General features: G+C 45.7%; 19 protein-coding genes, 1 other RNA gene and 1 pseudogene (1 of these 21 running past the window's edge). 1 reads left to right on the plus strand and 20 read right to left on the minus strand.

The window, feature by feature from the left end:
• Both secA and B3V56_RS01415 read right to left on the minus strand, forming a co-directional pair.
• Positions 1-326: pseudogene (secA, locus tag B3V56_RS01410) on the minus strand (preprotein translocase subunit SecA); the annotation flags it as partial.
• Between the two features lie 146 nt (positions 327-472).
• The gene (locus tag B3V56_RS01415; RefSeq protein ID WP_289283008.1) at positions 473-1,303 is read right to left on the minus strand and encodes a M23 family metallopeptidase; all 831 of its coding nucleotides are present in this window, start codon (positions 1,301-1,303) and stop codon (positions 473-475) included.
• Between the two features lie 165 nt (positions 1,304-1,468).
• Here B3V56_RS01415 and B3V56_RS01420 point away from each other — a divergent pair, with 165 nt between their 5' ends.
• Positions 1,469-1,870: a DciA family protein gene (locus tag B3V56_RS01420; protein ID WP_286305471.1), complete on the plus strand. Its 402-nt coding sequence runs from the start codon at positions 1,469-1,471 to the stop codon at positions 1,868-1,870.
• On the opposite strand, the gene lpxC is transcribed toward B3V56_RS01420, so the two are convergent.
• From lpxC to rnpB, 18 genes are all read right to left on the minus strand, one after another.
• Complete coding sequence (gene lpxC / locus B3V56_RS01425) at positions 1,867-2,784, minus strand: UDP-3-O-acyl-N-acetylglucosamine deacetylase (RefSeq protein ID WP_286305472.1); 918 nt, start codon at positions 2,782-2,784, stop codon at positions 1,867-1,869. The two genes, B3V56_RS01420 and lpxC, sit on opposite strands and share 4 nt — an antisense overlap.
• A gap of 73 nt (positions 2,785-2,857) precedes the next feature.
• Positions 2,858-4,012 (minus strand): cell division protein FtsZ, encoded by a 1,155-nt coding sequence (ftsZ, locus tag B3V56_RS01430; RefSeq protein ID WP_286305474.1) that lies wholly within the window; start codon positions 4,010-4,012, stop codon positions 2,858-2,860.
• 50 nt (positions 4,013-4,062) lie between these two features.
• On the minus strand, positions 4,063-5,313 hold the full coding sequence (ftsA, locus tag B3V56_RS01435) for a cell division protein FtsA (protein ID WP_286306070.1): 1,251 nt from the start codon (positions 5,311-5,313) through the stop codon (positions 4,063-4,065).
• Positions 5,313-6,098 (minus strand): cell division protein FtsQ/DivIB, encoded by a 786-nt coding sequence (locus tag B3V56_RS01440; RefSeq protein WP_289283900.1) that lies wholly within the window; start codon positions 6,096-6,098, stop codon positions 5,313-5,315. Before B3V56_RS01440 ends, ftsA begins: the two co-directional genes overlap by 1 nt.
• Positions 6,098-7,036 carry a D-alanine--D-alanine ligase gene (locus B3V56_RS01445; protein WP_289283901.1) on the minus strand — a complete coding sequence of 313 codons (939 nt, stop codon included), beginning with the start codon at positions 7,034-7,036 and terminating at the stop codon, positions 6,098-6,100. The genes B3V56_RS01440 and B3V56_RS01445 overlap by 1 nt, the downstream gene beginning before the upstream one ends.
• Positions 7,033-7,923 (minus strand): UDP-N-acetylmuramate dehydrogenase, encoded by an 891-nt coding sequence (gene murB, locus B3V56_RS01450; RefSeq protein WP_289283902.1) that lies wholly within the window; start codon positions 7,921-7,923, stop codon positions 7,033-7,035. The genes B3V56_RS01445 and murB overlap by 4 nt, the downstream gene beginning before the upstream one ends.
• A complete protein-coding gene (gene murC, locus B3V56_RS01455) occupies positions 7,920-9,344 on the minus strand; it encodes a UDP-N-acetylmuramate--L-alanine ligase (RefSeq protein WP_289283903.1) in 1,425 nt (474 codons plus the stop codon). The genes murB and murC overlap by 4 nt, the downstream gene beginning before the upstream one ends.
• On the minus strand, positions 9,337-10,413 hold the full coding sequence (gene murG / locus B3V56_RS01460; protein ID WP_289281843.1) for an undecaprenyldiphospho-muramoylpentapeptide beta-N-acetylglucosaminyltransferase: 1,077 nt from the start codon (positions 10,411-10,413) through the stop codon (positions 9,337-9,339). The genes murC and murG overlap by 8 nt, the downstream gene beginning before the upstream one ends.
• Positions 10,410-11,549, minus strand: coding sequence for a putative lipid II flippase FtsW (gene ftsW / locus B3V56_RS01465; RefSeq protein ID WP_289281844.1), 1,140 nt, complete (start codon positions 11,547-11,549; stop codon positions 10,410-10,412). The genes murG and ftsW overlap by 4 nt, the downstream gene beginning before the upstream one ends.
• On the minus strand, positions 11,546-12,889 hold the full coding sequence (murD, locus tag B3V56_RS01470) for a UDP-N-acetylmuramoyl-L-alanine--D-glutamate ligase (protein WP_289283904.1): 1,344 nt from the start codon (positions 12,887-12,889) through the stop codon (positions 11,546-11,548). Before murD ends, ftsW begins: the two co-directional genes overlap by 4 nt.
• An 8-nt stretch (positions 12,890-12,897) precedes the next feature.
• Positions 12,898-13,980, minus strand: coding sequence for a phospho-N-acetylmuramoyl-pentapeptide-transferase (gene mraY / locus B3V56_RS01475; RefSeq protein ID WP_286305480.1), 1,083 nt, complete (start codon positions 13,978-13,980; stop codon positions 12,898-12,900).
• Positions 13,980-15,332, minus strand: a complete 1,353-nt coding sequence (locus B3V56_RS01480; RefSeq protein ID WP_289281889.1) for a UDP-N-acetylmuramoyl-tripeptide--D-alanyl-D-alanine ligase — start codon at positions 15,330-15,332, stop codon at positions 13,980-13,982. The genes mraY and B3V56_RS01480 overlap by 1 nt, the downstream gene beginning before the upstream one ends.
• On the minus strand, positions 15,332-16,876 hold the full coding sequence (locus B3V56_RS01485) for a UDP-N-acetylmuramoyl-L-alanyl-D-glutamate--2,6-diaminopimelate ligase (protein WP_289283905.1): 1,545 nt from the start codon (positions 16,874-16,876) through the stop codon (positions 15,332-15,334). Before B3V56_RS01485 ends, B3V56_RS01480 begins: the two co-directional genes overlap by 1 nt.
• Positions 16,873-18,576: a peptidoglycan D,D-transpeptidase FtsI family protein gene (locus tag B3V56_RS01490; RefSeq protein ID WP_289283906.1), complete on the minus strand. Its 1,704-nt coding sequence runs from the start codon at positions 18,574-18,576 to the stop codon at positions 16,873-16,875. The genes B3V56_RS01485 and B3V56_RS01490 overlap by 4 nt, the downstream gene beginning before the upstream one ends.
• Entirely contained in the window at positions 18,573-18,866 is a 294-nt protein-coding gene (gene ftsL / locus B3V56_RS01495; protein WP_289281850.1) for a cell division protein FtsL, read from the minus strand. Before ftsL ends, B3V56_RS01490 begins: the two co-directional genes overlap by 4 nt.
• Positions 18,863-19,801, minus strand: a complete 939-nt coding sequence (gene rsmH / locus B3V56_RS01500) for a 16S rRNA (cytosine(1402)-N(4))-methyltransferase RsmH (protein WP_289281851.1) — start codon at positions 19,799-19,801, stop codon at positions 18,863-18,865. Before rsmH ends, ftsL begins: the two co-directional genes overlap by 4 nt.
• 9 nt (positions 19,802-19,810) lie before the next feature.
• A complete protein-coding gene (mraZ, locus tag B3V56_RS01505; protein WP_286305486.1) occupies positions 19,811-20,263 on the minus strand; it encodes a division/cell wall cluster transcriptional repressor MraZ in 453 nt (150 codons plus the stop codon).
• Positions 20,264-20,572: 309 nt separating this feature from the next.
• An RNA gene (gene rnpB / locus B3V56_RS01510) (RNase P RNA component class A) lies at positions 20,573-20,726 on the minus strand; it runs 242 nt beyond the window's last position.

A 20,726-nucleotide genomic window follows, 5' to 3' on the forward strand; every position in this document is an offset into this window, starting at 1 on the left:
GTTTTACCTTCACCGGTTTTCATTTCAGCGACTTTGCCATCATTCAACACCATGCCACCGATTAATTGGACATCGAAGTGACGCATGCCGAGAACACGTTTACTGGCTTCACGAACAACGGCAAAAGCTTCGGTCAATATGTCATCGATAGTTTGGCCATCAGCAAGACGCTGTTTAAATGCCTCAGTTTTGGCTTGTAACGCCGGGTCATCAAGTTGTTCTATTTCTGTTTCAAACTTGGCAATCTCATCTATCGTCTTACGCATTTTTTTCAATACGCGCTCGTTACGACTACCAAAAATTTTACTGAAAAACTTGCTAACCATTTTTTCGCCTTAAACTGTGTTGATTACGGCGTGAACACCGATAAAAGTAATAAACTTGTGATTATAACGCGGACAAAGTCAGTGTTTGTAGATCACATTGTTTCATGTGGAGACTTCCCACAAATAAAACAAGAGCTCAAAAGAATTTACTTGATAAAACTATAAGGATTGATATGTTGGCCGTCACGTAAGACTTCGTAGTGAACGTGTGGGCCGGTTGACCGCCCTGTCGATCCCATCAGCGCCACCACTTCACCCTTACTGACGCGCTCGCCCTTACTCACCTTTATTGTTTTATTGTGGGCATATCGTGTGACATAGCCGTTACCATGGTCGACTTCGACTAAGCCACCATAACCGCCACGATCACCCACCCAGCTGACAATACCATCGGCTACAGCCATGACTGGACTGCCTTCTTTGCCGGCAATGTCGATACCTTCATGGAAGGTTTTTTTACCATTAAACGGGTCGATACGATTGCCATAAAATGATGACACCCAGCCATTTTTAACCGGTTTACCTTCAGGAATACCTGCCGCAATATTTTCTTTTGTGATGAGATACTCTTCAAGGGCATTTAATGTATCACTCTGACCACGTAATTGACTTGATAGCTGTTGGATACCTCTTTCCAGTGCCTCACTATTAAGAGGCGAGCCATCATGTTCAATACCACCTTGACCAGGATGCTCATCTAAAGAAAAGTCTTCTGTCTCAAAGCCTGCAATTTGCGCCAGACGCTCACTGAACATTTTCAAACGTATAGTTTCTGCCTGTAAACCACCGAGCTGTTTGGCATAAAAATCTTGTAAATTTTCTTCTTGATTTTCGTCCAGGTTCTGAGTGGTATCGATGGGATTTGAACTAGAAGAGAGAGTAGGAACGGGGACAGGCTGGAGATTTTCTGTTATGCGGTCTGTATAGAGCCATTTCGCCAGGCTATAGCTACTAACACTAATAAGGCATGTCAGCATCAGCATCAGCACGAACAAACTGGATCGCGTTAAATGCCAATGCTTATGGGTCTTGCTGTTTGAGGATATAATGATAACCTGCATTGTTATCCTTTTTCAGTCACTTAAAATAATATGTCAAAAAAACCTGAGCGCATTGGTCAACTCTATCAAAACGATAACCAGATGAAATGGTTATCAATTCGCGCCCAAAAACTGAACAAGCTTAACACCATTTTACAAAAAAGCCTGCCTTTAAAATTTAGTAATCATTGCACATTGGCAAACATCACGGAAGATAAAATCATCATTCTCACTGATAAAGCCAATTATGCGAGTTTATTGCGCTTTCAGGCTGCCTTTATTTGTAAAACCTTATCAGCGCATTTACCGAATCCAGTAAAAAAACTGGAGGTCAAGGTCAGACCACAAAGCGAACCGCTTAAATCGAAAATGAATCCGAATACGCTCCGTGTATCAACTGAAACGGCAGAACTTCTAACAAGTACTGCCGCTGAAATGCAAGACGGCCCATTAAAGGCCGCCTTGAATAAACTCGCTAAACGTCAATCCAATCAGAAAAATTAGCTTGAAATTGAGGCAGCAGGTCGACTGAAAAGAATGGGGGCATCTTTATCGTCTTCGAAGCTGACCAACTCCCAGGCATCTTCCTGAGCTAATAATTTCCGTAATAATTTGTTATTCACCTCATGTCCTGACTTATGGCCTTTGAAAGCACCAATCAGACTGTGTCCCAGCAAATACAAATCACCGATGGCATCCAGCACTTTATGACGAACAAATTCATCTTCATAACGTAAGCCATCTTCATTCAACACACGGTAATCATCAACCACGATGGCATTATCCATACTGCCACCTAATGCCAGATTGTTTTCGCGTAACTTTTCGATATCTTTCATAAAACCAAATGTGCGTGCACGACTGACTTCACGAACAAACGATGTGGAGGAGAAATCAACATCGACTTGTTGAGGTCGTCCAGTAAATGCAGGATGCTCGAAATCGATAGTAAATGACACTTTAAAACCATCAAATGGTTCAAATTTCGCCCATTTATCACCGTCTTCCATCACAACTGGTTTTTTGATGCGGATGAACTGTTTAGCCACATTCTGCTCTTCAATACCTGCCGACTGCACCAAAAACACAAAGGGACCGGCACTGCCGTCCATAATGGGTACTTCAGCTGCATTCAGGTCAATATAAGCATTATCAATACCTAAGCCGGCAAATGCAGATAATAAATGCTCCACTGTTGAAACACGTTGACCATGTTCAATCAGCGTGGTCGATAGAGCGGTTTCACCCACATTCTCAGCTTTTGCCTGAATCTCGACAACCGGGTCCAGATCCACTCTACGAAAAATAATGCCTGTATTAGGGGCGGCAGGTCGCAGGGTCAGATATACCATCTCACCACTATGCAAACCGACACCGGTCGCACGAATCACATTCTTCAATGTTCGTTGCTTTATCACGGTGTTTTACCCCCTTAAACAGTTACAGATCAAAGCATAATATCATAAGCAGAATATAAGCAGCTATACTAAATTAATCCGCCTGACGACGCAGAAATGCTGGAATATCCAAATAATCCATATTGACATCTCCGTTGGCGACTTGTTTCTGCTGGCTATCTTTACCATTGCGAATGACTGTCGGTTCATCATAATCGATTTCAACTGGTTTTTTCACAATTTCAATTTGTGGTGCAGCTTCTTCCGGTGCTTTCGCTACAGCGACTCTCGGTGCGCCTAAACCCGTCGCCACAACGGTCACTCTCAACTCGTCAGTCATGTCTGGGTCAATCACGGTTCCAACTACTACTGTAGCGTCATCTGAAGCAAATTCTTTAATGGTGTTACCCACTTCTTCGAACTCACCAATACTCATATCCAGACCAGCAGTAATATTGACCAATACTCCACGGGCACCAGCCAAATCGACATCTTCTAATAATGGGCTTGAGACCGCTAATTTCGCCGCTTCACGTGCACGATGCTCACCTTTAGCATGCCCCGTGCCCATCATAGCCATACCCATTTCAGACATCACAGTACGAACGTCAGCAAAGTCAACGTTAATCATACCTTCACGTGTGATTAATTCAGCAATACCCTGAACAGCACCTAACAAGACATCATTGGCTGATTTAAAGGCATTCAGCAAAGTCATATCTTTACCCAGTACCTTCAATAACTTCTCGTTTGGAATGGTAATCAACGAATCAACATGTTGACCTAATTCTTCAATACCCGCTTGCGCAATTTTCATACGCTTGCCACCTTCGAATGGGAAAGGTTTGGTAACGACAGCTACCGTCAGAATACCCATTTCTTTGGCCACTTGAGCAACGACCGGTGCGGCACCTGTGCCAGTACCACCACCCATACCGGCTGTGATAAAGACCATATCTGCACCATCGATAACTTCCATGATGCGTTCTCTGTCTTCTAACGCTGCTTGACGACCCACATCAGGATTGGCACCTGCACCCAAGCCTTTAGTAATGTCACCACCCAGTTGCAGTTGTGTGGTTGCTGAGCTTTTACGTAATGCTTGAGCATCCGTGTTTGCACTGATGAAATCCACCCCTTCAATTTGGTTGACGACCATATGCTCAAGCGCATTACCGCCACCGCCACCAACACCAATCACTTTAATGACAGCATTTTCACTGTATGTATCAATTAATTCAAAAGTCATAACTTCTCCCCCAAAAAATTGTGTAAAACAAACATGCTCAATTACTCAGCTTAAAAATTCCCTTGGAACCAGCTTTTCATTCTTGCCAGCATGCCTTTTAAGCCTTCACTTACTTTAATTTCACCATGCCCTGGGGCATGCTCCTGATTGCCAAATAACAGCAACCCAACACCTGTTGCATGAATTGGGTTACGCACCACATCAACAAGTCCCCCGACATGCTGTGGCACTCCCAAACGCACAGGAAGGTGGAAGACCTCTTCAGCAAGCTCAATAGCGCCTTCCATTTTCGAACTACCGCCTGTCAGCACAATGCCCGCAGCCAGTAATTCCTCAAACCCACTACGACGTAGTTCAGCCTGAACTAACATCAATAATTCTTCATATCTCGGCTCAACCACTTCAGCTAGCGTCTGTCTAGCAAGCTGACGTGGCGGCCTGTCCCCCACACTCGGTACCTCAATGGTTTCATCTTCACGAGCCAGTTGTGTCAAAGCACAGGCGTATTTAATTTTGATTTCTTCGGCATATTGCGTGGGTGTGCGTAATGCCACGGCGATATCATTGGTGACCTGATCGCCGGCAATCGGAATCACTGCTGTGTGGCGAATCGCGCCATCAACGAACACAGCTATGTCCGTGGTTCCACCGCCGATATCAACGATACAAACACCCAGTTCTTTTTCGTCCTGATCTAAGACAGAATAACTGGATGCCATTTGCTCAAGCACAATGCCATCAACTGTTAAACCACAACGTTCAATACATTTTGTGATGTTCTGAGCCGCACTGACAGCACCCGTAATCAGGTGAACTTTTGCTTCCAAACGTACACCTGACATCCCAATTGGTTCACGTATGCCTTCCTGGTTATCGATAATGTATTCCTGTGGCAATACATGCAGTAATTGTTGGTCTCCGGGGAAATGCACAGCTCGTGCTGCATCCATCACCCGATCAATATCGCCCTGAGTCACTTCCTTATCGCGAATAGCCACCGTGCCATGAGAATTCAGGCTTCGAATGTGGCTTCCGGCAATACCTGCATAGACTGAATAAATCTGACAACCGGCCATCAATTCAGCTTCTTCAATCGCACGCTGAATCGACTGCACTGTAGATTCGATATTGACGACAACCCCTTTTTTCATGCCTCTGGCAGGGTGAGAACCAATGCCAATAATTTCGAGCGCATTATCATTGGGGCCGGCATCAACAACAGGTGCCGCGACAATTGCGACAACCTTTGATGTTCCGATATCCAATCCAACGATAAGTTCTCTTTCAGTTCGTTTCGACATCATACTGTTCCATTAAAATCAGGTTGCTGGCCGGATTTCCATACCACTGCCAGCCCATTGGTGTAACGCATATCAATTTCTTTAATCAGGTCTTTAAATGTACCTAGCCCACCCAAATAGACGTTAACAAAGCGGGTCAACCTGTCTTCATCATCTGTACGGCCCAATTTAAGATGTAATCCTTCTTTAAAATCTACTTGCCAGGCACGACGTTTATCCATGCTCATACTAATGACTCGTAAGCCCAGCACATTCACTTTTTGCTGAACATCGATCAGTCGTCGCGACAGCATTTCACTAGTGCCATCTGGGCCATGCAACTGAATCAAACCATCAGGCATGGTGTCTTTGCTGGGCTTAAACACTTTTCCGTGACGGTTGACCAAGCCATCATCGTTCCAGCGAGCAACCGCTTCATGCTCAGCAACCATCAAATGCAAGGTATCTGGCCAGATTCGTCTCACTTGTATTTGCTCGACCCAAGGCAAGGTCTCACCTGCTTTTTGAATACTGGCTACATCTACATCTAAAAAACTGCCTCTGACAAAAGGCATCACCACTTTGACTAATTCATTTCTGTCGGTATGGCGTAAAGTGCCATCTACCGTCACGTGCTTCACAGGCAAAGTATCGGCTTCACGTAGATACATTCCTCCCGCCACTAAGACGACGACCAAAGCCAATGTGGCGGCATGTTTGAACAATTTTTTCCATGCCAGTGGCGACCTAGGCTGTTTCACCTTAGCTGGCTCTTGTAATATGGCGCCTCTCCGCTGTTTAGCCATCAGCCCTCACCTTTGAAGCTTGTTTCTAAAATGCGGCACACTAAGTCATCAAATGACATTCCAGCTTGCTTCGCAGACATGGGGACTAGACTGTGATCGGTCATACCAGGAACACTGTTGGCTTCAAGTAAAAACAGATTGCCTTGCTTATCACGCATGAAATCGATACGTCCCCATCCTTGCATACCTAGGGCATTAAAGGCTTTTACCGCGATGTCTTGCATACCTTTTTCAACATCGGCTTCCAAACCGCAGGGACATAAATATTCAGTGTCATTGGCGTGATACTTGGCGTCAAAATCATAAAATTCATGTGACGTTTTTAACCGGATGGCAGGTAAAGCTTCACCGTCTAAAATGGCAACGGTATATTCCTCCCCGTGTATCCACTGCTCAGCGATAACATCGGTGTCATATTTCAATGCCAAATCAATGGCCTTTTGTAAGTCACTATGGTCATTGACCTTGGACATTCCAATGCTGGAACCTTCGTTAACAGGCTTAATGATGAGAGGTAGCCCTAAATCAGCAACTAATTCATCGGTATTGGTTTGTGCAGACACAGGAACAAACAGGGCAGTTGGTAAACCCTGTTGAATCCACGCTAATTTGCTCAATCGTTTGTTCATAGACAGTACAGAAGCACTAATTGCACTTCCGGTGTAAGGCAGATTGATGGCCTGTAAAAAACCTTGAATTTCACCATCTTCACCGCCACGTCCATGGAGGACGATAAACGCACGATCAAATTCACCACTGTTCATTTTTTGACAGATATCGAAGCTGACATCGATGCCATACGCATCGATACCACTACGTTGTAAGCCAGCTAATACCGCATTGCCACTAATGAGTGAAATCTCACGTTCAGCAGATCGGCCGCCCATCAGTACAGCAACACGACCAAATTCAGCAGCAGACACAGTGCGTTTTATCATGATGGCTCTCCAATTATATGCACTTCTGGAATCAGCTTAACGCCGTGCTCTTGCTCAACCCGTTGCTGTACTTCAAAGATGAGTGTCTCGATGTCTTTTGCTGTGGCATCACCATTATTAACGATAAAGTTTGCATGTTTATCTGACACACTGGCACCGCCCACTGTGAGTCCTTTCAGACCACTGACTTCAATCAAACGACCAGAAAAGTCGCCTGGTGGGTTTCGAAAAACTGAACCAGCACAAGGTTGATTGGTGGGTTGACTGATATTTCTTTTTTTCAGTAGGTCGCGGATAAGCTCCAGCTCAGTCTCTTTATCACCTTGTTCAAACCGCATTTTTGCTGCTACGAACCACTGATTTTCTGGCAAGTTCACATAACGGTAACTCACCTCAAACTGATCAGCATTGTAGAGATGCAACTCACCTTGTTTATCAATTGTTGTGACTTCTACGACGGAGTCCCATGTTTCAACACCATGAGCACCAGCATTCATGGCTAAGGCACCACCTAAAGTACCCGGAATCCCTGCCCAGAAAGCAGCGCCTTTTAAGCCAGCCTTCGCCGCCTGTTTCGCTAACTTGCTGCAATAGAGCCCGACTTCTGCCGTAATCTCATTATCAATGACATCGATGGTTTGCAATGCGCCTGCGGTGACAATCACAGTGCCGGCAAAACCGCCATCACGTATTAATAAGTTACTACCCAGACCGACCCATAGCACAGGTTCTTCTGCAGGTAGTTGTTGTAAAAACAGGGCGAGATCATTTCTGTCGGTAGGACGGTAAAGCTGTTTTGCCGGCCCTCCTACACGCCATGAGTTATAACGAGACAGTGGCTCATTTGTTTTTAGTTCGCCTTTTAAAGTCCGAGGTAATGCCATCATTCAGCACCCCCATCGTTTAAGATCTCAGGTAAAGCCTGTGCCATCCGGCCGATATCTCCAGCACCTAATGTCAACAACACATCGCCGTCTTGTAGAAGGCCCGGTAATAATGCGTAGAGTTCCTGCTTGTCTTCTGCAAATACAGGCTCAACCTGACCACGCAAGCGGATAGCCCGACATAAACTACGTGCATCTGCCCCGGCAATTTTTGCTTCACCGGCTGGATAGACCTCTAACACAACCAGCACATCAACACTGGATAACACATGCGCAAAATCTTCAAACAAGTCACGTGTGCGTGTGTAGCGATGAGGTTGGAATACCAAAACTAAACGGTTATTTGGCCAACCACCTCGTGTGGCGGCAAGCGTGGCTGCGATTTCAGTCGGATGATGCCCATAATCATCAATCAGCATGGCCTGACCGGTACCCGCTTTAACCTGACCCATTAGATTAAAGCGTCGTCCTACACCATCAAACTTCAGTAAGGCTCTCTGGCAATCAGTGACACTGACATCCAGGTTACGTGCTACAGCCATGGCAGCCGTCGCATTCAAGGCATTGTGTAAGCCAGGCATATTCAATGTGACAGGGAAGCTCTGTCCTGAACGTTTCTCTACCACGGTGAAAAAGCTTTGCCCCTGATGCTGCGTCAGTTCCATTAACTGATAATCAGCATCAGGGTTTTGTCCGTAAGTGATAAACGGTCTGGTTACATCAGCCAATAACAATTGGATAACCGGATCATCAAGACATAACACTGCCAGTCCATAGAATGGTAAGTGATGAAGAAACTCAATGAAGGTGGCCTTCAATTTGCCAAAATCACCGTCATATGTCGCCATATGATCTTCATCAATATTCGTCACCACCGCAATCATTGGCTGCAGGTATAAGAATGATGCGTCACTTTCATCAGCTTCAGCGACCAGATAACGCCCTGTACCCAAACGCGCGTTCGTGCCGGCACTATTTAAACGTCCACCAATCACAAAGGTAGGATCCAGCTCGCCTTCGCTTAATAAGGCGGCTATCAAGCTGGTTGTTGTGGTTTTACCATGCGTTCCTGCTACAGCAATGCCATAACTAAATCGCATCAGCTCGGCCAACATTTCCGCTCTGGGTACAACAGGAATCAATTGCTCTCTAGCAGCCACTAATTCAACATTATCTTCGCTTACAGCAGTAGTAACGACCACCACATCAGCATCGTCAAGATACGATGCATCATGGCCAATCATAATGGTCGCACCCAGACTACGAAGATGCTTGATCAAGCTGTTCTCAGCTAAATCACTACCACTAACTTGATAACCCAAGTTCAATAATACTTCTGCGATACCGCCCATACCCACGCCACCAATACCGATGAAGTGGATATGCTTAACGCGGCTCTGCATGGCTGAGGTCAGTCTATCCATTGGCAGCCTCCATACAAATATCAGCGATATGCGCTGCTGTGCCCATTTTTGCGACTTGTCTTGCCGCATTTGCCATGTTTAATAACCCTTCTCTGTCTCCATCAAGTCGACGGACCGTATTCGCTATCACATCAGCATCTAAATGTTGATCTGCCATTAAAATTGCTGCATTCGCATCCACTAAGACCGCAGCATTATGGGTCTGATGATCATCCACGGCATATGGATAAGGCACTAAAATTGATGCAATACCGGCCGCAGCGACTTCTGCCACAGTCAGTGCGCCAGCTCGGCATATCACTAAATCAGCCCAGGCATATGCCGCTGCCATATCCTCAATAAACTCTTTAACATCAGCCTTAACACCAGCGTCTTTATATGATCGGCGGCAATCATCACTATGTTTGCTACCACACTGATGGATAACTTCAGGACGGTGGTCAGCGGATATCTTAGCTAAGGCTTGCGGCACGAATGTATTCAATGACCGTGCGCCCAGGCTTCCGCCCAGGACCAATAGATTTAATCGACCTGATTTTTCTGTCTGACGAAGGTGTGGCATTGGTAAATCTTCAATCGTTTTCCTCACCGGATTACCAACCCACTCTGCATCGATTTTTTTATCAAAACTGTCAGGGAAACCTGTTAGCACTTTGTCTGCTAATTTTGCTAATAAACGGTTCGTCAGACCTGGAATCGCATTTTGCTCATGAATAATTAATGGTTTTCCCATCAACCATGCTGCAAATCCACCAGGACCAGAGGCAAAACCACCCAGCCCCATCACTACATCAGGTTTTAATTGACGAATGAGTGAGCCCGCTTCCAGTACCGCTTTGACGACTTTAAATGGCGCTATTAACCAACCAAGCACACCGTTCCCGCGTAAGCCTTTGACTTTAATTTCTGATAATAGATAGCCAGCTGCAGGCACTAATTTCGCTTCAATACCATGAGCGGTACCAATCCACGAAACTTCAACATCTCTCAGACGTAACTCCTCTGCCACCGCAAGTGCAGGGAAGACATGTCCACCGGTACCACCCGCCATAATCATGACTCTTTTCATCGTCTGATCCTCGCTGAGGCTTTTTCAGGTATTCGTGTTTCCATATCGACACGGAATAACAGTGCAATCGCCGCACACACAATCACCAAACTACTGCCGCCATAACTCATTAATGGCAAAGTCAGACCTTTTGTCGGAAGCGCCCCCATGTTCACACCAATATTGACGCAAGCCTGTAACCCCAACCAAATGCCGATGCCATAAGCGATCTGTGCACCAAATACTTGTCCAGCCTGCTCTGCAGCACGTCCGATCGCCAGAGCTCGCCAGATAAAGACGAAGAACAACACAATGACCGTCAGTGCACCAATCAGTCCCAGTTCTTCTGCAATAATCGAATACAGAAAGTCGGTATGCGCCTCAGGTAAATAAAATAACTTCTGCATACTGCTACCAAGGCCCACACCGAACCAATCGCCACGACCAAAGGCAATTAGTGCCTGTGTTAACTGAAAACCACTACCAAATGGGTCAGCCCAAGGGTCCATAAAACTCTGTAAACGTTCCAGACGGTATGGTGCAATCCAGACCAGCATCGCAAATAGCAGCCCCATCACACCAATCAATGTCGCAAACACATCTAATCTGGCACCACCTAAAAACAGCATGGCAAGCACGGTTGACATGATCACCACCATCGATCCCATATCAGGTTGTAATAACAGCAATAAGGCTGCTACACCTAACAGGGTCAGTGGCGCTAAGACTTTTAAAAATGAGACGTGCAGCTGTCCATGGTGACGTTGCAAGTAATCAGCAATGTAGATAATGGCAAACAGCTTAATCAGCTCTGCTACTTGTAAATTGACAGGGCCAAGAGGTAACCAGCGTGAGCTGCCATTGACTTCACGTCCGACGCCTGGAATGAGCACCATAATTAGCATTGCCACACCAGCCATCAGCAATTGTGGGGCAATACGTTGCCAAACGGCTAATCTGACAGAAATAAATCCCCAGGCAATGACTATACCCACTGCTGCAAAGGCAAACTGGCGTATGAAAAAGTATAGAGGTTGCTCAAGACGACTATCTGCAACAGTAATCGACGCAGAACACACCATCACAAGACCGATAAACAGCAATGCGCCGGTTGAAAACAACAAGCTTTTATCAAATTGCAGTGAAGACTCACTCATGCTGCAATCTCCCTAACGGCTTGTTCGAAACAATTTCCACGTTCAACATAGCTACTGAACATATCGAAACTGGCACAGGCAGGAGACAATAAAACATTGTCGCCTTCCAACGCGATTTGTTGTGCAATTTTCACAGCATCAGCCATATCTTTTGCTTGAAGCTGATCAACACCAGTCGGAATGACTTGGGCGATTTTATCGGCATCTAATCCCAGCAGAATAACTGCCTTCACTGAGGCTTTGAGTGATGGTGTCAGTTCCGAAAAATCCTGTTCTTTTCCGACGCCACCAGCAATGAGAATAATTCTGCCATTACTTGCCAAACCATTAATGGCGGCAACTGATGCCCCCACATTGGTTGCTTTAGAATCATTAAACCAACGCACACCATTCAATTGTCTGACGAGACGACAACGATGTGGTAGGCCTTTATATTCTCGAATGGCTGACAACATGGATGACATGGGTAGTGCCATCGCTGAGCCCAGTGCCAGCGCTGCCAACGCATTGGCAATATTATGCATACCAACGATTTTCATCTGATCGATGGGTAATAAGGGATATTCGCCCTCAGCTAGCCATGTTTGCCCTTCTGTTTCTAATAAACCGAAGTCGACGCCTTGTGACTCATGAAGACTAAAACCGATAATGTTTCGGCCAGGCTGGCTCATGCTGTTCACAATCGGGTCATCCCGATTAATCACCATGACACCATCACCGTTAAAGATGGTTTGCTTAGCGCATTGATAAGACTCTACGGAGTCATATCTGTCCATGTGATCCGGACTGACATTCAACACAACAGCAGCAAAAGCATTCAATGAACGCACAGTTTCTAGCTGGAAACTGGATAGTTCAAGAATATAGAAATCGGGAGCGGACTCTTCTAACAGATCTAAAGCGGGTGTTCCTAAATTCCCCCCTGCTCTGACTGTTTTCCCTGACACTTGTGCCATCAGGGCCAAAAGCGTGGTGACCGTGCTTTTACCATTTGAACCCGTAATCGCCACGATAGGCGCATCAGCATAGCGAGCAAACAACTCAATATCACCCACAATCTCAATGCCTGCCTGACGTGCAATTTCAATTTCAGGAAGACGCGGATCGACTCCAGGACTCAAAACAATCAGATCTGCTTTTAAGATCCAGTCCTGATCCAGCCCGCCGGTTTTAATCAATACTTGTGGATACGCATTTTTCACATCCTGAACAGAAGGTGGATTCTCACGGGTATCCATGATGGCAATACCTAGCGCTCTATTGGCTAAAAATCGAGCGCACGAAAGTCCTGTCTGACCCAGACCGATAATCAGGCAATTTTTATGTGAAAGACTATTCATGCCGTATGTCATCGTATTTTCAACGTTGCTAGACCAATCAACACCAGAAAGACTGTCACAATCCAGAACCGGACGATTATGCGAGGTTCTGGCCAGCCTTTGAGCTCATAATGATGGTGAATCGGTGCCATAAGAAATACACGTTTACCGCGCAGCTTGTATGAGCCCACTTGAATCATGACCGACAGTGTTTCAATCACAAACACGCCTCCCATGATCAGTAAAACCAACTCTTGTCTGACTAATACGGCTACTGTACCCAGTGCGGCACCCAGTGCCAGGGCACCCACATCCCCCATAAAGACTTGTGCGGGATAGGTATTGAACCAAAGAAAACCGAGTCCAGCTCCCACCATAGCCGCACAGAAAACAACGAGTTCGCCGGCACTTGGAATAAAGGGAATTTGTAAATAGCTTGCAAACTCAAAGTGTCCAGCGACATAACTGAATAAGCCTAATGCAGCCGCAACCATCACCGTAGGCATAATGGCTAGGCCGTCCAGGCCATCGGTCAAATTCACTGCATTGCTGCTACCCACAATCACCAAATAAGTCAGCAGCATGTACCAACCACCCAAAGGAATCACAATCTCTTTGAAAAACGGCACGATCAACTGCGTTTCAGCTGGCACAGTGACCGTCATAAATAAAAAGATAGCTGCTCCGGCACCAAAGACAGATTGCCAGAAATATTTATATCGGCTCAGCAAACCACGAGGGTCTTGACGGACTAATTTGATGTAGTCATCTACAAATCCAATCAGCCCAAAAGCTAATGTAATAATCAAAACTACCCAGACATAACGATTGGTCAGGTCAGCCCAAAGTAATGTGCTAACAGCAATTGCCACCAATATCAGAGCGCCACCCATGGTGGGTGTGCCTTTCTTGCTGAAATGAGATTCAGGGCCATCTTGTCTGACAACCTGACCAATCTGTCTAAAACTCAAATGACGGATCATGGTCGGTCCGATAATCAATGCAATACCCAAGGCCGTCATGACCCCAAGAATGGCTCTCAGTGTCAGGTACTGAAACACGTTAAAGCCACTGTAGTATTGGCTCATATAATCACTCAATAACAGCAGCATTACTGTGCCTCCGAGGCTAACGCATCGGCTAATTTATCCAATTGCATAAAACGTGATCCTTTAATCAAACAGGTCACATCTGCTGTTAAGGTGTTTTGCAAAAGCTGTTGCAATGTTTGTATGTCCTCAAAATGAATGGCGTTATCACCAAACTCAGCAGCTGCGAGCTGGCTCTTCTCTCCCACCGTAAATAGCGATGTCACGCCTGCGGCTTTTGCTTGTAAGCCCATGCTCTGATGAATGGCATCACACTCATCACCTAACTCACCAAAATCTCCCAGAACCAACCAAAGAGGTTCATCAAAACCAGACAAGGTTTCCAATGCCCGCAGGTAGGAGCCGGGATTAGCGTTGTAGGTATCGTCAATCAAGCGACTCCCTGACAAACCTTTACGCATTTGTAAGCGGTGAGGTACGGCTTGTAGTGTGTTCAGACCGCGAACCATTGCATCAACAGGAATATTCAGCGCCACACATATGGCTATGGCCGCCAACGCGTTGTTCACATTATGTAAGCCGGGCAAAGCTATAGTCATATGGTGGTTAATACCATCAATATGAACAAGGAAATGACTTGCCGCAGGCTCTGGCTGGATATAGTCGGCGAAGATATCCACTTTTGTTTGCAATCCAAAACGGATAGTTTTTCTACCCGCAATCAAGGGTTGCCATATCGATTCGTATGGCATATCGGCATTTACCACTGCAATGCCGTTCTTTTTCAATCCTTGATAAATACTGCCTTTTTCTTTAGCTATACCCTCTTCGCTACCTAAACCTTCGATATGGGCAGACGCAATATTATTAATCACTGAAACATCGGGTGATACGATACTCATCAGATAAGCAATTTCGCCCGGATGGTTTGTGCCCATCTCAATCACCGCATAGTCATCCGATTTGTCAATACGACAAATGGTTAAAGGCACGCCCAGATCGTTATTTAAATTGCCTTGTGTTGCAGTGACTGTGCCAACTTCAGACAAAATAGCTTTGACCATTTCTTTTAGGCTGGTTTTACCATTACTGCCAGTGATGGCGATGACTTTTGCATGGCATTCTGCTAACCAGGCTTTTGCAATTTGTCCAAAAGCTATTCGAACATCATCTACCTTGATCTGTGGTAATTCATCATCTTGATATTCACTGACTAATGCCGCGACAGCACCATTTTCTCTGGCTTTTGCTAAGTAGGCATGACCATCGACATGTTCACCTTTAAAGGCGATGAATAAATCACCTGGTGTCACTTTGCGTGAATCAATGACAGCACCTGTTACCACAACATCAGCAACGACATTCTGGACTGAGACAATCTCAGCAATCTGTGTAAGCGTTAGCTGAAGCCCCATCAATGACCTCCCACCACGTTTTTTATGCCCGTTGAGTATGAGTCGAACACAGCTTTAACCACAGCCGTATCACTAAACGGATAGCGAACATGATTGATTTCCTGATAGGACTCATGCCCCTTACCTGCAATCAGCACAATATCTTCTGGCTTGGCATGATTGATGGCATAGCTAATAGCTAGCTTACGATCAAGTTCAACGCGAATTTTCTGCGGTTCATCACATCCCGCCAGGATATCTTCAATAATCAGCAGATGGTCTTCGGTACGAGGATTATCATCCGTAACAATAACCTGATTAGCTTCTCTTTCTGCGACTTTCCCCATAAGTGGGCGCTTACCACGGTCTCTGTCCCCGCCACAGCCAAATACACACCAGAGCTGCCCCGTTTTGGGTAAGTGAACTTGCAAGGTCTTCAGTGCCTGATGTAATGCGTCAGGTGTGTGAGCATAGTCGATGACCACTGTGGCTTGACCCGGCTGAGTATATGTTTGCATGCGGCCACTTACTGCCTGACATTGATTAATAGCTTCAGCGCATTGTTGTTGGTCTAGTCCCAGTGCTGTAAGCACACCTATCGCAGCCAGTATATTGTCAACATTGAACTCACCCAGTACTGGCAAGCTTACAGGCAGTTTATTTACATTAACCTGCGCTTCAAAGGACACGCCGTCTGCTTTGTATGCGATCTGCTCCGCGCGAATATTCACTTGATTTTGTGCACCGCCATATGTGAGTAAGTTCACACCAGATTTCAGTTTCGAGATGACATCTGTACCAAAGGCATCATCTGCATTAATCACGGCGTATTCCACACTATCCATATCAAACAAGCGTTTTTTTGCTGCAGCGTAGTTGGCCATGGTTTTGTGATAATCAAGGTGATCTCGGCTGAGGTTGGTCAGCACGGCCACATTGATATCAACACTATTTAATCGGCCTTGGGCTAGGGCATGGGATGAAGCCTCCAATGCCACGTATTCACAGCCTTCACGCTTAAACTTCGCCAACAGCTTCTGCATGGTAACGGGGTCAGGCGTTGTCATCCCGGTCATTTCCAGATCACACAAACGCCCTGCTCCCATGGTGCCAATCACACCACATGGTTTGTTTATTGACTCCAATGCTTGGGCGATAAATTGACTGACTGAGGTCTTACCATTGGTCCCGGTGACAGCAATCACAGTCATGTCCTTGGACGGGTGGTCGTAAAAACGTGCCGCTATAAACCCTGCTTTTTCAGCTAGATTTTCAACTGAGTAAGCCATAACCACTGCTTCTGTGAGCATTTGAAGCTCAGTCTCAGTTAACGGTTGTTGCTCATCAATCAGGACAGCAAAAATATCCTTTTCCAATGCCTGTCGAAGGTGCTTTTCTCTATCAACCTTATTTTTAGCCAAAGCCAGAAACAGACCACCAGCAGCAACCCGTCGGCTGTCCATACTGATATCGCTCAATGTACATTCTTGTAAGGTGGATTTATCCACAACAAGATCACTGAGTAATGCCATCAACGACTGAGATTTTACGATTGAAGTCATCATTTGTGAGCCACCTGCATCTGGGTCATCGGTAAATCGTCAGGGGCAATATTCAACAAGCGCATTGCACCCGCCATCACTTCTGCAAACACAGGCGCAGCAACTGCGCCACCGTAATATTCACCTTGTGGCTCATCAATCATCACGACCATCGCTAAACGTGGAGCTGATGCGGGGATGATGCCAGCAAAGACAGATTGATAACGATCATCAGCATAACCACCGCTGATCGCTTTTTTCGCGGTTCCGGTTTTTCCGGCTACATGATAATTCGCCACAGCAGCACGTGTGGCGGTGCCGCCTGGTTCAATGACCTTCACCATCATCTGCACGACATCACGCATGATGTCTGCTGAGAATTCTCGTCGACCTTTTGGCACTTTATCTGTTTTAATGAAGGTGACAGGTTTGAGAATCCCACCATCCGCTAAAACGGTGTAGGCTCTGGCAAGTTGCATCGCACTGGTCGATAAACCGTAACCATATCCCATGGTGGCGATATCTAATGTGCGCCATGACTGAGGATCCGGCATGGTTCCCATCGCCTCACCTGGAAAATAAGCACCCGTTGCCTCGCCCAAGCCGAAACTGGCAAAGTCATGCCACAGTTCAGCAGGATCAAGAGCCAACGCAATCTTACTGGCACCGACATTACTTGATTTCTGGATAAGGGTCGTCAAGTCGATTTCACCATAGTCTCTGAAATCTTTTATGGGGTGGCCACTTACTCGATAATAGCCAGGGTGTGTATTAATGATGGTGCTTTGATCAAACTCACCCGATTTAATACCACTGACGACCGTAAATGGCTTGACCGTTGAGCCCGGTTCAAACAAATCAGTAACGGCACGGTTTCTGAGATCACTGGGTTTGAGGCCGGCTCTATTGTTTGGGTTATATGAGGGCTGATTAGCCATCGCCAGCACTTCACCCGTACGCGTATCAAGAATGACAGCAGTACCTGATTTTGCCTGATGTTCAGCAACGGTTTTCTTCAAGGCTTGGTAAGTTAAATATTGCAGTCTGAGATCAATGCTCAACTGCACATTTTCGCCGGATTTAGCCGGACGAATCAGCTCACCACCTTCAACGTAATTACCACGGCTGTCACGCACCATACGCTTCAGTCCAGGGCGACCAGTCAGCACTGCATCGTAAGTCAGCTCAAGTCCTTCCTGACCGATATCATCAATATTGGTAAAACCCACAATATGTGAAGCAACTTCACCAGCTGGATAATAACGTTTGTATTCACGTTGAAGCGCCACACCCTGTATGCCCAGCGCTTTTACTTTTGCTGATAATTCCGGTGTGATACGACGTTTCAGATACACAAATTCCCGGGACTGATTCTCTTCAATCTTATTTTTAATTTTTTGGACGGATAAACCCAGTAACTGTGCCAGTTGTGGTATGCGGGGATCACTCGCTAATACATCCTGAGGATTTAACCAGACAGAATGTACAGGCGTACTTATCGCCAATGGTTCACCATGGCGATCCATAATCATCCCGCGATGAGCAACGATAGGCACTTGACGAAGATGGCGGGCATCACCTTGATGACGCAAAAACTCAGGATTTAAGACCTGGATATCAGCCAAACGCCAGCATAATCCAGCCACCATCAATACAAACATGATGCGAACCAGATTAAGGCGCCAAGCGCCAACTTGTTGCACTTTCTGACCGTGCTGCTTCATGGTTTTACCACCACTGTCATATCAGATTTAGGTACGGTCATATCCAGACGTCGTTTCGCTTCTTGCTCTACACGACTTGGGCTTGCCCAAGTGCTTTCTTCCAACAATAAACGTCCCCACTCTTCGTTCAGAGCATCACGTTGTTTTTCTAATTGTTGCAGTTGCACAAATTCATTTCGGCTCATGTGTTTTGTATAAATCACAGACACAGCAGAAACCAAAACGACAAAAGCCATTACGAATAATGGCGTATCAATCTTGATGGTTTCTAACAGTGCTTTTAAATTCATGCCAGCTTCTCCGCTATACGAAGCACGGCACTTCGAGCGCGTGGATTGAGTTTGATTTCTTCTTCTGATGCTTTGATAGCTTTGCCAATCACTTTCAGACGAGGATTTAATTGATCTACAGTGACGGGGAAATGAGACGGTAGATCATCACCACGGGCTTCATCGCGGAAAAACCGTTTCACAATGCGATCTTCGAGTGAGTGAAAACTAATCACTGCCAAACGACCACCCACGGCTAATACATCCAAAGCTTGCTCTAAAGCTGTTGTAAGTTCTTCCAGCTCATTGTTGATAAAAATTCGAATAGCCTGAAATGTTCTGGTAGCTGGATGCTTGAACTTGTCGCGTGATGGACTGGCTTTATCCACTAAATCGGCTAACTGTTTAGTCGTTGTAATAGGATGTTCATCACGTGTTTCCACAATCGCTCTGGCAATACGTTTGCCATAACGTTCTTCACCCAGCGTTTTTATCACATCAGCAATTTCATCCATGTCAGCTGTTGCCAACCACTCTGCTGCACTTAAACCCGCTTCAGGATTCATTCGCATATCAAGTGGTCCATCTTTCATAAAGCTGAATCCACGCTCCGCATCATCTAACTGTGGTGAAGACACACCAATGTCCATCAAGATTCCATCGACATTGCCTTGCCAGAGACGCGCATGAACCGCTGTATTCAGTTCTGAGAAATTGCCATGTTCAATAGAAAAACGGGGATCTTTTGTAGCCAAAGCCTGACCTGTTTTGATCGCTTGAGGATCACGATCCAAACCCAATAAGCGGCCATTGTCAGACAACAACGCAAGAATGGCACGGCTGTGCCCGCCGCGACCAAAGGTAGCATCAAGATATTTACCATCTGCCTTCACTGACAAGCCCTGTATGGTCTCGCTTAACAAGACTGGCAGATGTTCCGAGTCGTTCTCAGTCATAATTCCGCCTTATATCGACAGGCTTTCTAGTTCAGCCGGTAAAATCTCGCCAAAATCTTCTTCTAAACATTCATCCATGAGTTCATTCCAAGTTTGTTCATTCCACAACTCAAACTTGTTACCTTGACCAATCATCACCATGTTTTTATCAAGGCCTGCAAACTCACGTAATTTAGCGGGTAATAAAATACGGCCATTGCCATCCATTTCACATTCAGTGGCATAACCGAGAAGCATTCTTTTTAATCGACGTACTTGAGGATTCAAACTGGGTAATGCGGAAAGTTTTTCTTCAACAATTTCCCATTCAGGTAATGGGTACAACTGCAAACAATGATCAGAATGATCGATGGTGATGACTAATCGGCCTTCACAACAGACGTCAAGATGCTTGCGGAACTTGGCTGGAACAGCCATCCGTCCTTTTGCATCAAGATTGAAAGTTGCCACGCCTCGAAACACTGGTCATCCTCAAAAAACACGATCCACTAAGATCCACTTTCCCCCACTTGTCGACACTATAGGAGTGCAAATGTCCGAAGTCAAGCCTGTGAATAAACAAAATCCTCTTTTTATGACAATGACTTAGAGACTTTTCATAAAAGTGGGAGAAAATGACTGGAGGTGTTTCTCAAGGAGGTCTTTCTTATCAAAAAACTGGCATGTGAAGTTAAAGTAAATTCTAGATTACGTATCTAAAAGACAAAAAAATAACTGCTCAGACAGAAAAATTGACTCTGTCTGCAGCAGTTATTTCGATGATGACATGTTAGGTTGAGACGACCGATAAGCCGGGTTCTGTCGAGGACAATCATTCATCTGGGACTGATGTCGCCATCAGCCTCAAGCAACCTACCCAGGAACAGTACGGGTCGCACATGTCTGCCGAAACAGACGTTCCTCTATTTGGTCTTGCTCCAGGTGG

It is taken from the genome of Methylophaga sp. UBA2513 (assembly GCF_002341285.1).
GTDB classification, from domain to species: domain Bacteria; phylum Pseudomonadota; class Gammaproteobacteria; order Nitrosococcales; family Methylophagaceae; genus Methylophaga; species Methylophaga marina.

Bases quoted from the DNA above. Each gene is read 5' to 3' on its own strand.
- B3V56_RS01415 (WP_289283008.1), bottom strand. From the start codon at position 1,303: ATGCTGACATGCCTTATTAGTGTTAGTAGCTATAGCCTGGCGAAATGG.
- B3V56_RS01420 (WP_286305471.1), top strand. From the start codon at position 1,469: ATGAAATGGTTATCAATTCGCGCCCAAAAACTGAACAAGCTTAACACC.
- ftsZ (WP_286305474.1), bottom strand. From the start codon at position 4,012: ATGACTTTTGAATTAATTGATACATACAGTGAAAATGCTGTCATTAAA.
- ftsA (WP_286306070.1), bottom strand. From the start codon at position 5,313: ATGTCGAAACGAACTGAAAGAGAACTTATCGTTGGATTGGATATCGGA.
- B3V56_RS01440 (WP_289283900.1), bottom strand. From the start codon at position 6,098: ATGGCTAAACAGCGGAGAGGCGCCATATTACAAGAGCCAGCTAAGGTG.
- B3V56_RS01445 (WP_289283901.1), bottom strand. From the start codon at position 7,036: ATGATAAAACGCACTGTGTCTGCTGCTGAATTTGGTCGTGTTGCTGTA.
- murB (WP_289283902.1), bottom strand. From the start codon at position 7,923: ATGATGGCATTACCTCGGACTTTAAAAGGCGAACTAAAAACAAATGAG.
- murC (WP_289283903.1), bottom strand. From the start codon at position 9,344: ATGGATAGACTGACCTCAGCCATGCAGAGCCGCGTTAAGCATATCCAC.
- murG (WP_289281843.1), bottom strand. From the start codon at position 10,413: ATGAAAAGAGTCATGATTATGGCGGGTGGTACCGGTGGACATGTCTTC.
- ftsW (WP_289281844.1), bottom strand. From the start codon at position 11,549: ATGAGTGAGTCTTCACTGCAATTTGATAAAAGCTTGTTGTTTTCAACC.
- murD (WP_289283904.1), bottom strand. From the start codon at position 12,889: ATGAATAGTCTTTCACATAAAAATTGCCTGATTATCGGTCTGGGTCAG.
- mraY (WP_286305480.1), bottom strand. From the start codon at position 13,980: ATGCTGCTGTTATTGAGTGATTATATGAGCCAATACTACAGTGGCTTT.
- B3V56_RS01480 (WP_289281889.1), bottom strand. From the start codon at position 15,332: ATGGGGCTTCAGCTAACGCTTACACAGATTGCTGAGATTGTCTCAGTC.
- B3V56_RS01485 (WP_289283905.1), bottom strand. From the start codon at position 16,876: ATGATGACTTCAATCGTAAAATCTCAGTCGTTGATGGCATTACTCAGT.
- B3V56_RS01490 (WP_289283906.1), bottom strand. From the start codon at position 18,576: ATGAAGCAGCACGGTCAGAAAGTGCAACAAGTTGGCGCTTGGCGCCTT.
- ftsL (WP_289281850.1), bottom strand. From the start codon at position 18,866: ATGAATTTAAAAGCACTGTTAGAAACCATCAAGATTGATACGCCATTA.
- rsmH (WP_289281851.1), bottom strand. From the start codon at position 19,801: ATGACTGAGAACGACTCGGAACATCTGCCAGTCTTGTTAAGCGAGACC.